9 protein-coding genes are annotated in these 8375 nt (G+C 60.3%); 2 read left to right on the forward strand and 7 right to left on the reverse strand.

The window, feature by feature from the left end; translation table 11 throughout:
- Positions 1-153: 153 nt before the first annotated feature.
- The 4 genes from ACW9JE_RS26110 to ACW9JE_RS26125 all read right to left on the reverse strand — a co-directional run bounded on the left by ACW9JE_RS26110 (position 154) and on the right by ACW9JE_RS26125 (position 4329).
- The gene (locus ACW9JE_RS26110; protein ID WP_224541335.1) at positions 154-936 is read right to left on the reverse strand and encodes a MetQ/NlpA family ABC transporter substrate-binding protein; all 783 of its coding nucleotides are present in this window, start codon (positions 934-936) and stop codon (positions 154-156) included.
- Positions 937-1245: 309 nt separating this feature from the next.
- Positions 1246-2148, reverse strand: a complete 903-nt coding sequence (locus tag ACW9JE_RS26115; protein WP_457434373.1) for a sigma 54-interacting transcriptional regulator — start codon at positions 2146-2148, stop codon at positions 1246-1248.
- A 48-nt stretch (positions 2149-2196) separates the two neighbouring features.
- Positions 2197-2778 carry an alpha/beta hydrolase gene (locus tag ACW9JE_RS26120; protein WP_224541340.1) on the reverse strand — a complete coding sequence of 194 codons (582 nt, stop codon included), beginning with the start codon at positions 2776-2778 and terminating at the stop codon, positions 2197-2199.
- A gap of 477 nt (positions 2779-3255) precedes the next feature.
- Entirely contained in the window at positions 3256-4329 is a 1074-nt protein-coding gene (locus tag ACW9JE_RS26125; protein WP_457434374.1) for a fatty acid desaturase, read from the reverse strand.
- Between the two features lie 101 nt (positions 4330-4430).
- Here ACW9JE_RS26125 and ACW9JE_RS26130 point away from each other — a divergent pair, with 101 nt between their 5' ends.
- Positions 4431-5435 (forward strand): AraC family transcriptional regulator, encoded by a 1005-nt coding sequence (locus ACW9JE_RS26130; RefSeq protein WP_457434375.1) that lies wholly within the window; start codon positions 4431-4433, stop codon positions 5433-5435.
- A gap of 17 nt (positions 5436-5452) precedes the next feature.
- On the opposite strand, the gene ACW9JE_RS26135 is transcribed toward ACW9JE_RS26130, so the two are convergent.
- The 3 genes from ACW9JE_RS26135 to ACW9JE_RS26145 all read right to left on the reverse strand — a co-directional run bounded on the left by ACW9JE_RS26135 (position 5453) and on the right by ACW9JE_RS26145 (position 7708).
- Positions 5453-6676 carry a type II toxin-antitoxin system HipA family toxin gene (locus ACW9JE_RS26135; RefSeq protein WP_457434376.1) on the reverse strand — a complete coding sequence of 408 codons (1224 nt, stop codon included), beginning with the start codon at positions 6674-6676 and terminating at the stop codon, positions 5453-5455.
- A complete protein-coding gene (locus ACW9JE_RS26140; protein ID WP_457434377.1) occupies positions 6669-6917 on the reverse strand; it encodes a helix-turn-helix domain-containing protein in 249 nt (82 codons plus the stop codon). The genes ACW9JE_RS26135 and ACW9JE_RS26140 overlap by 8 nt, the downstream gene beginning before the upstream one ends.
- A 104-nt stretch (positions 6918-7021) precedes the next feature.
- Positions 7022-7708, reverse strand: a complete 687-nt coding sequence (locus ACW9JE_RS26145) for a Crp/Fnr family transcriptional regulator (RefSeq protein ID WP_457434378.1) — start codon at positions 7706-7708, stop codon at positions 7022-7024.
- An 84-nt stretch (positions 7709-7792) separates the two neighbouring features.
- Between ACW9JE_RS26145 and ACW9JE_RS26150 the strand changes: the two genes are divergently transcribed.
- Complete coding sequence (locus ACW9JE_RS26150) at positions 7793-8314, forward strand: Mpo1 family 2-hydroxy fatty acid dioxygenase (protein WP_224538831.1); 522 nt, start codon at positions 7793-7795, stop codon at positions 8312-8314.
- Positions 8315-8375: the final 61 nt, after the last annotated feature.

The following is an 8375-nucleotide window of genomic DNA, read 5'->3' on the forward strand; positions in this document are numbered from 1 at the left end:
CTGCTGCGCAGTCCAACGGGGCGGTGCGACGTTTCGACAAGCCCCCTCGCCACAGAAATGCTCTTCACCACAGCATCCCCTCAACACAATAAAAAACGCCGACGCTATATCAGCCGTCGGCGTTGGAAACCGCAAAGAGGTTTACCGGGCGAATCAGAACGCTGGCAATACCGCGCCGCTGTACTTCTTCTCGATGAAAGCTTTCACTTCAGGGCTGGTCAGGGCTTTGGCCAGCTTCTGCATGGCGTCGCTGTCCTTGTTGTCAGGACGGGCCACCAGGAAGTTCACGTAAGGCGAATCTGCACCTTCGATCACCAGCGCGTCTTTAGCCGGGTTCAGGCCCGCTTCCAGCGCGTAGTTGGTGTTGATCATGTCCAGGTCGACCTGGTCCAGAACGCGCGGCAGCATGGCGGACTCAAGTTCCTTGAACTTGAAGTTGTGCGGGTTCTTGGCGATGTCTTTTGGCGTGGCCAGGGCGTTTTTCGGGTCTTTCAACTCGATCAGGCCAGCCTTCTGCAGCAGGATCAGGGCGCGGCCGCTGTTGCTGCCTTCGTTCGGGATAGCGATGGTCGCGCCGTCTTTGAGCTCGGCCAGGGTTTTGACTTTCTTGGAGTAGCCACCGAACGGTTCAACGTGAACGCCGATCACGGTCACCAGGTTGGTGCCTTTGCCTTCGTTGAAGCTTTTCAGGTATGGCAGGGTCTGGAAGTAGTTGGCGTCCAGACGCTTCTGGTCGACCTGCACGTTCGGCTGAACGTAGTCGGTGAAGACTTTGATTTCCAGGTCCACGCCTTCTTTGGCGAGGGTTGGCTTGATCAGTTCCAGAATTTCAGCGTGTGGAATCGGGGTCGCCGCAACCACCAGTTTCTCGCCAGCCTGGGCCAGGCCCGCGGTCAGGGCAGCCGCCAGTGCGGTGAACAACAGAACCTTTTTCATGCAGTGTCCTTATCGAAAATCACAGTCGCTCGTGGCGACGGCTAACAGTACGTGTGCCAGTGATGTGCTATCGCTGGCGTGACGCGGAAGATACCGGGATTTTTTATTCCCGAACAATATCTTTTATTCACGTTCATATTCCATTTTGCTCATACAGCTCTGGCACGCGCGTTCCAAGTGCACCTGCCCACACTTACAACCTGTGGCCTCACCCTGTGGGAGCGAGCCTGCTCGCGATAGAAGTCCAGGCACCGCGGGCAGTCAGACACCCAGCGTCATCGTCAACGACCATCGCGAGCGTGCTCGCTCCTACAGGAGGTTTTGCAGGGCGGCTTTTTCGGCGGGAGTGCCATTGCGCAGCAGGTGCAGGAGCTTTTGTTCGATCGGCGTGTGCAGCTCGGGCAGGTTCAGATGCTCCGGCAAGATCTCGTCACCGGTACTGACCAGCAACGCAAAGTGAATGACGTTCTCCAGCTCCCGGGTGTTGCCCGGCCAGCTGTGTCGCTCCAGCACCTGCTGCGCGGCTTCGCTGATCAGCGGCACCGGCAGGTCCAGACGCTGGCTGTAGATGCCGAGGAAGTATTCGGCCAACGACAGAATGTCCCCCACCCGCTCACGCAAGGCCGGCAATTCCAGCTGCCCTTCGCTGAGGTAGTGATATAGCCGTTCATGGAATTTGCCGGCCGCGACCGCTTGCGCCAAATCGATGCTGGTGGCGGCCACCAGGCGCACATCCACCGGGCTCGGCTGATGCGCGCCGACCCGAGTGACTTCGTGATTTTCCAGAGCCGCGAGCAGCTTGATCTGGATCGGCAGCGGCAGGTCGCCAATTTCGTCCAGATAAAGCGTGCCGCCGTTGGCAGAGCCGAACCAACCGGCGCGACTGCTGGCCGAGCCGCTGTAGCTGCCGGCGGCATAACCGAACAATTCGGCATCGGCGTAAGTCGGGCTGATCGCCCCGCAATTGACCGAGACGAACAATCCGCCGCGATCACTGGCGCGATGAATATGCCGCGCCAGCAACTCCTTGCCAGTGCCGGTTTCACCGCGGATCAGCACCGAAATCGAACGCGGGGCCAGTTGCTCCAGCTCTTGGCGCAATTGCCGCGAGCGTGGATCGACGAACACCAGCGCCTTGGCGCGGATGCTCAGGGGACTTTTTTCGGCGTCGGGGAAGGTCAGCAGCGGCTGACCGAAGGTTTCAAAACTCATGGCAGTCTCCCGCCCAAAACCGCCGGGAGACGGGGGGCGTTGAAAGGTTTAAGCGCGGCGCAGGGCGTGGTGTTCCATTCGGCTCTGCAGGCGGTAGAGATAGGCAAAGCCCTGCTCCCAACGCTGATGTCCGGACTTCACGTTGATGTGCCCGGCACCGGCGAGAATTCCTGCTTCGGCGCCCCAGTTGCGCGCCAGTTCCAGGGCTCGCGGCGCGCTGACGGCGCTGTCGTTGTCGGAGCTGACCACTTGGCTCGGAAACGGCAGCTGATCGGTTGGAATCGGTGCGAAGTTGCGCAAGGCGGGAGCGCACGCGGGGCGCTCGACGTCGGCCGGAGCGACCAGCAAGGCGCCACGCACCTGACGCAGCATCGGCAGCGGCGCGGTGGCGGCCCAATGGGCGACGGTGATGCAGCCCAGGCTGTGGGCAATCAGGATCACCGGTGTGCTGTCGGCGGCAATCGCTTCGGCCAGCGCCGCGACCCAGTCCTCACGACGGGGCGTCAGCCAGTCGGCCTGCTCCACCCGTGCGCTGTTCGGCAGGCTGTGGTGCCAATGGCTTTGCCAATGATCTTCTGGCGATCCTTGCCAGCCCGGCACAATCAGGTAGCGAATTGATTCGTTGCGCATGGGGGAGCTCTCCTGCGTGTCTGTTCCCGAACGAGTATAGGGAGGAGAGTTATATTCGTTAAGGAATAAGTAGCTATTTATTAAGACCTATAAGGAATAACACAACAACCAACTGTGGGAGCGGGCTTGCTCTCGAATGCGGTGTGTCATTCAACACAAATGCCGCCTGATCCACCGCATTCGCGAGCAAGCCCGCTCCCACAGGGGGTAAGTCGGCATTTTCTTCAGGCAAAAAAAAGGGACCGCACCCTGCCAAGGAGACGGCCCCGGAAACTCAAAACTGCCAGCGGTGTTCAACAGCTGTGGAGCGGATGATTGGCGATATCGGTTATCTAATAAAGGAATATTTAATTACTTTATTAGGCCCAAATCGCATATATCCCTAAACCCTCCCCGGCCCACATGCATCAAACCTACCGACTCTTTGGGTCAACTTGATGACTGTCATTTTTCCGTTTGAGTTTCCGGATGGGTTGCTCAAGCCTGCGCGGTCTGCGCTTGCTCGGCTTCTGCGGTTTCCTTGCGGGTAAACCGGTTGGCCCGGGCAAAGGTGCCAATATCGTTGAAGCGCACCCCCATCTCACGCATCACTTCATGCGCCACCGACACTGTCATCTGGCGGATGTAGAACGGCTCCTTCACCACGAAGTGATGGATGCCGTGGGTGCTGCCGAAGTTGAAGCAGAACGCCTGCAGCGGCCACAGCCACCAGGCGTTGAGCACCTGGGTTTGCTGGATCACGTTGCCCAGTTCCACATCGCCGTAGTAGTGCATGTTCGAGCTGATGAAATGCAGGCAGAAGGTGCGCAGCACGTTGGGACCGATAATCACCACGGCGGCGATGTCGATCACGTTCATCACTGACAGCGTGGTCGCCGACCATTCGATCGGCGCCCCCATCAGATACGCGACGCCATTGGCCGTATGGAAGCCGAGAAACACATACCACGCGCCCCAATGCAGCAGCGCCAGCGGTGCGTAGACCTTCAGCACGCGCTTGATGATGCTGAATTTATGCGCCCAGGTTTTCGCCCGCAGCATGCGGATGAACGCCGACATCATGTTGTCGCCGACCATCAACAGCCGCGCAAAGCCCCAGGGCTCGCCATTGGTGATCGCCCGCTCTTCCATGTCGGTTTCGGTGCCGGACACCTTGTGGTGGTTCAGATGCAGATGCCGGCGAATCCACGGGTTGATGGTGCTCGGCCGCGCCAGCCAGACCAGGCCCATCATCAGGTTGTGCGGCACCCGCTGCTTGCGAAAGTACATGCTGTGGATCAGATCGTGTTCCAGTTCGTGGGTCAGCGATGCGAAAAATGCGTTGAGCAGCAGGCACACCCACCACGCCACATTCCCGCTGATGTAGAGCGCCGCCGACCCGATCATCCCGGCGAGGGCGAAGGCCAGGATGCCAGCGCCGAGGGCGTCCTGATGCTTCAGAATCGGGTAGCGCTCGCGCAACTCGACGCCCTTGGCCAGCACCACTTCACGAATATGCGCCGATCGCTGTGCAGCATTCAGTCGCTGGGGACTTGCAGAAGTACGGTCCATGCTTCCATCCTCTGGTTATTGATGGTTCGCATCTTGATCGCTGCGCCTTCGTGCAGCGGTAGCCGTGAACGCCAACCTGTTGACCGGAAGCGCCAATCAGCATGACTGAACCGACCTCCCTCGCCAGCTGGACCCGCGCCCTGCGCAAGCAACTCGATGCCCTGGGTCTGGACAGCAACGCACTGTGCCGACAGGCCGGGCTCGATCCGCAGCTGATGGACGACCCCAACGCCCGCTATCCGTTGTCCGGCACCACGCGGTTGTGGGAGCTGGCGGTGCAGGCCAGCGGCGATCCGGCGATCGGTTTGCGCGTCTCGCGTTTCGTCAGCCCGACCACCTTCCACGCCCTCGGTTATGCGCTGGTGGCCAGCGGCAGTTTGCGCGAGGTGTTCGAGCGCATCGTGCGTTATCACCAGGTGGTCAGCGATGCGCTGGAGCTTGAGCTGACTCGCGCCGAAGACCGCTACCTGTTCCGCCTGAAAATCCTCCCGGGCAATCTCCCCCCGGCCTTCGAAGCCATCGACGCCTTCACCGCCATTTACGTGCGCACCTGCCGCAATCGCCTGGGTCGCGACTACGCGCCGCTGGCGGTCTACCTGCGCCGCCCGGAACCGGCGGACTCGCACCAGTGGCACAAGGTGTTCCGCTCGCCGGTGCACTTCGGCGCCAGCGAGGACCGCCTGGAATTTGCCCTGGTCGACTTCGACAGCCACCTTGACGACGCCAACCCGGAACTGGCCGAACACAACGAAACCGTGCTCAAGCGTACCCTGGCGCAACTCAAACCGCTGACCTGGGAACGCAAGGTGCGCGATGCCATCGAGGAGCAACTGCCCGAAGGCGAACCGAGCGCCGAGCACATTGCCAAGGCGCTGCACCTGAGTCTGCGCAGCCTGCAACGGCATCTGGCTGACGAGGGCTGCCGGTTCGATACCCTGCTCAACGAAAGCCGCGAAAACCTGGCGCTGCTGCACCTGCGCGATCCGCAATGCTCGTTGAGTGAGATCAGCTATTTGCTGGGCTTCGCTGATACCAGCAGCTTCAGCCGCGCGTTCAAGCGCTGGACGGGGATGACGCCGGGGCAGTTTCGGGATGGGTTGGGCTGAAAGATTGGTGGAAGTTTTCAGTCCTTGACCAGACTGCGCTCCATCCCGGCTTTCCACTGCTCGATCATCATCGTGCCGACGTCGGTGAATGCCCGATGGGTTCGGCAGTGATCGAACATTTCTTCCATCGCAACCTGCATGCCATGGGCAACCTGTTGCAGCAGTTCATGGCAGCGGCCCTCGGTCAGGTTGCATGCCGTACGACCGAAACGCATGAGCATTTTGTACTTCGGCCATGCCTTCGACCCACCCAGCAACAGCGCCATGCTGTCGTTCCTGATGTAGACGGACGTGGTGATGAGGTCGTAAGTCGGCGCCAGTCGGATCGAAGTTTGTGCGGCGCAATCTTCATACAGCACGCCGAAGTTCTTCAGGTGCGCGTCACCGTTTTTCAACCCGGCCGACAAGGCTACCGTCTTGAAGAATGCCTCGAGTGAAGGGGTCAACAAATTCGGTGAAACGAAGGCCTTGATCTGCCGTGCCGCGCCTTCGTAGGAACCATCGTATTTGGCTTTGGATGGCCAGCCATTGAGTACGCAGAAATCCTCGAAACCCAGGTAGCCACGCTCACTCAAATCAAAGCGCTCGACGGTCAGAAACTTGCCCTGCTGACTCAGTTCGAACTTCGGCACTTGCAGCCCGCTGTGGAGCGCGGCGCGCATGCAGAAGTACTCGTTGGTCGCCAGTTCCGGATACTCTTCGGCCCGGAAGGCCTTGACTAGATGGGTGGAGCCACGGTGAGTCAGACGATCCACAGTCGCCGCACTGTCGCGCACCAGCACTTTGGGCTGAACACCCGATACGCCGGAGTACTGGCTGTAGGTGTGCAACAGGTCTTCGAACAGCCCCTGGGTGCCATCGTGTACAAGCAGATCCGCCAGTGAGGTTTCCGGTGGGCAATCCAGCGCCGAATCGCTGGCAATCGACAAGCGCCCCAGTTGATGCGGCCCCACGATCGACAACAGAGAGAAATCATCGAAACCGCGCACGGCCTTGCTGAACCGTCGAACCAGTTCGTCGCGCAGCGCCCCTTCGGGCAGATTCATCTCGAAGATCGGGTGAATGCCACGCTCCCATCCATAACTCTCCAGACGGATAGGCATCGTCAGTGACACGGCGTTTTCCTCACGGGCGTCGTCACGGTAAGTGAACACACTGTCCGCGCGAAGCGGCTCACGCCCAAGGGTGCCAACCGCGCTGTTGGCAACGCGAATGTGCAGTCGATCCGTCGACTCAGTCATGGAAATTCACCTTCTGCAGCGCATCGAGGGTCGGGCGTTTCGATTGCCGGGGAACGGCGGTCAGCTCATAGCCGAAGCCATTGAGGATGGCCTCGACCTTGCGCAGCCCGATCTCGGAGACGGTGTTGTTTTCAATGCCCGAGATCGTTGCGCGGCTCATGCCGTACTGTTTGGCCAGTGCCTCTTGGGACAGCTTGTGCGCTTTTCGCAGGGTTCTGATCAATTCACCGAGCTGTTCCATCGCAATCACCTGCATCGTATAGGATGCAATTTATAGACATTACTAAAAATGCATCATATTTGATGCGTTTTGAGAGTCTAACTGACTTGAAGCCGCTTGCACGTTCAGATCGCCGCCAACGCCCGCAACCGCACGGCATCCAGGATTTCAATCTCGCCATACGCCAGCCCGATAATCCCCTGCCCCTGCAAATCCTTAAGGATCTGGTTGGTGGTCTGGCGCGACAGCGAGAGCATCGAGGCCAGTTGTTCCTGGGGCAGTTGCAGGACGCGGCGGGGTTGGTCGAGTTGGCCGTAGCCGTCGGCGATCATCAGCAGGCGGTGGGCCACTCGGGTTGGTGCGGGCATCAGGCTCAGCTGTTCGAGATTGATGAAGGTCAGGCGCAGTTTCTGGCTCATCAGCAGCGCCAGTTGCCGCCAGTACACCGGCTGCTCGTCCAGCAGGGCCAGCAGCGCGGTCTGCGGGATGTGCAGCAGCGTGCACGGGCCCATGGCGAACGCGTCGTGGGTGCGGGGCTGGCCGTCGAACAGGCAGATCTCGCCGAACCAGTGCGGCGCTTCTACCAGGCTCAGCAGCGCCTCCTTGCCCTGCTCGTTGACCGAGCCGATACGCACAGCGCCTTCGAGCACCGCGTACAGCCCGCAGGGTGGATCGCCGCGCTGGAACAGCCGCTGGCCCGCGGTCAGCTGTCGCAAGCGTGCCGCCTTGAGCAGGCTATCCTGAAGGGACACAGGCAGATGGCTGAACCACTGACCGCGCATCAGGCGCGCACGCCACAGCTGCATATCCATGAAAACTCCTAGAGATTGTCGCCTGGCTGACAGAGCGTGAAACGGCCCCGAGGCATGATCAGTCACCCTACAGGAGGAATAACAATGAAAAAAAGCCTCGTTGACCATCTCGGTCAGTACGCCGCCTACCACCGTGACCCGCGCAACATTGCCAGCCACTTCATCGGCATTCCGCTGATTGTGGTGGCAGTGGCGGTGTTGTTGTCGCGTCCGCAATGGGGTGGCGGCTGGCTGTCTCCGGCGGTGCTGGTGTCGCTGGCTTCGGCGTGGTTCTACCTGCGCCTGGAATTGCGTCTTGGGGTGCTGATGACGGTGTTGCTGGGGCTTTGTGTCTGGGCGGGGCACGTGCTGGCGCAGCAGAGCACGCTGGTGTGGCTGAGCAGCGGCGTGGGGATGTTTGTGGTGGGGTGGGCGATTCAGTTTGTCGGGCATCACTACGAAGGGCGCAAGCCGGCGTTTGTCGATGATGTGACGGGGTTGATTGTCGGACCGTTGTTTGTGGTGGCCGAGGTGGCGTTCATGCTGGGGTTGCGGCAGGGGCTCAAAGAGCAGATCGAGGTGCGTGTGGGTGGGGTGCGGTTGAATCCGAATCGCGCTGCGGCATAAGACGCCATCGCGAGCAGGCTCGCTCCCACAGAGGGCAGACCAAGGCGTTCTGAAGAATTGA

Source organism: Pseudomonas sp. SDO55104_S430 (assembly GCF_054070595.1).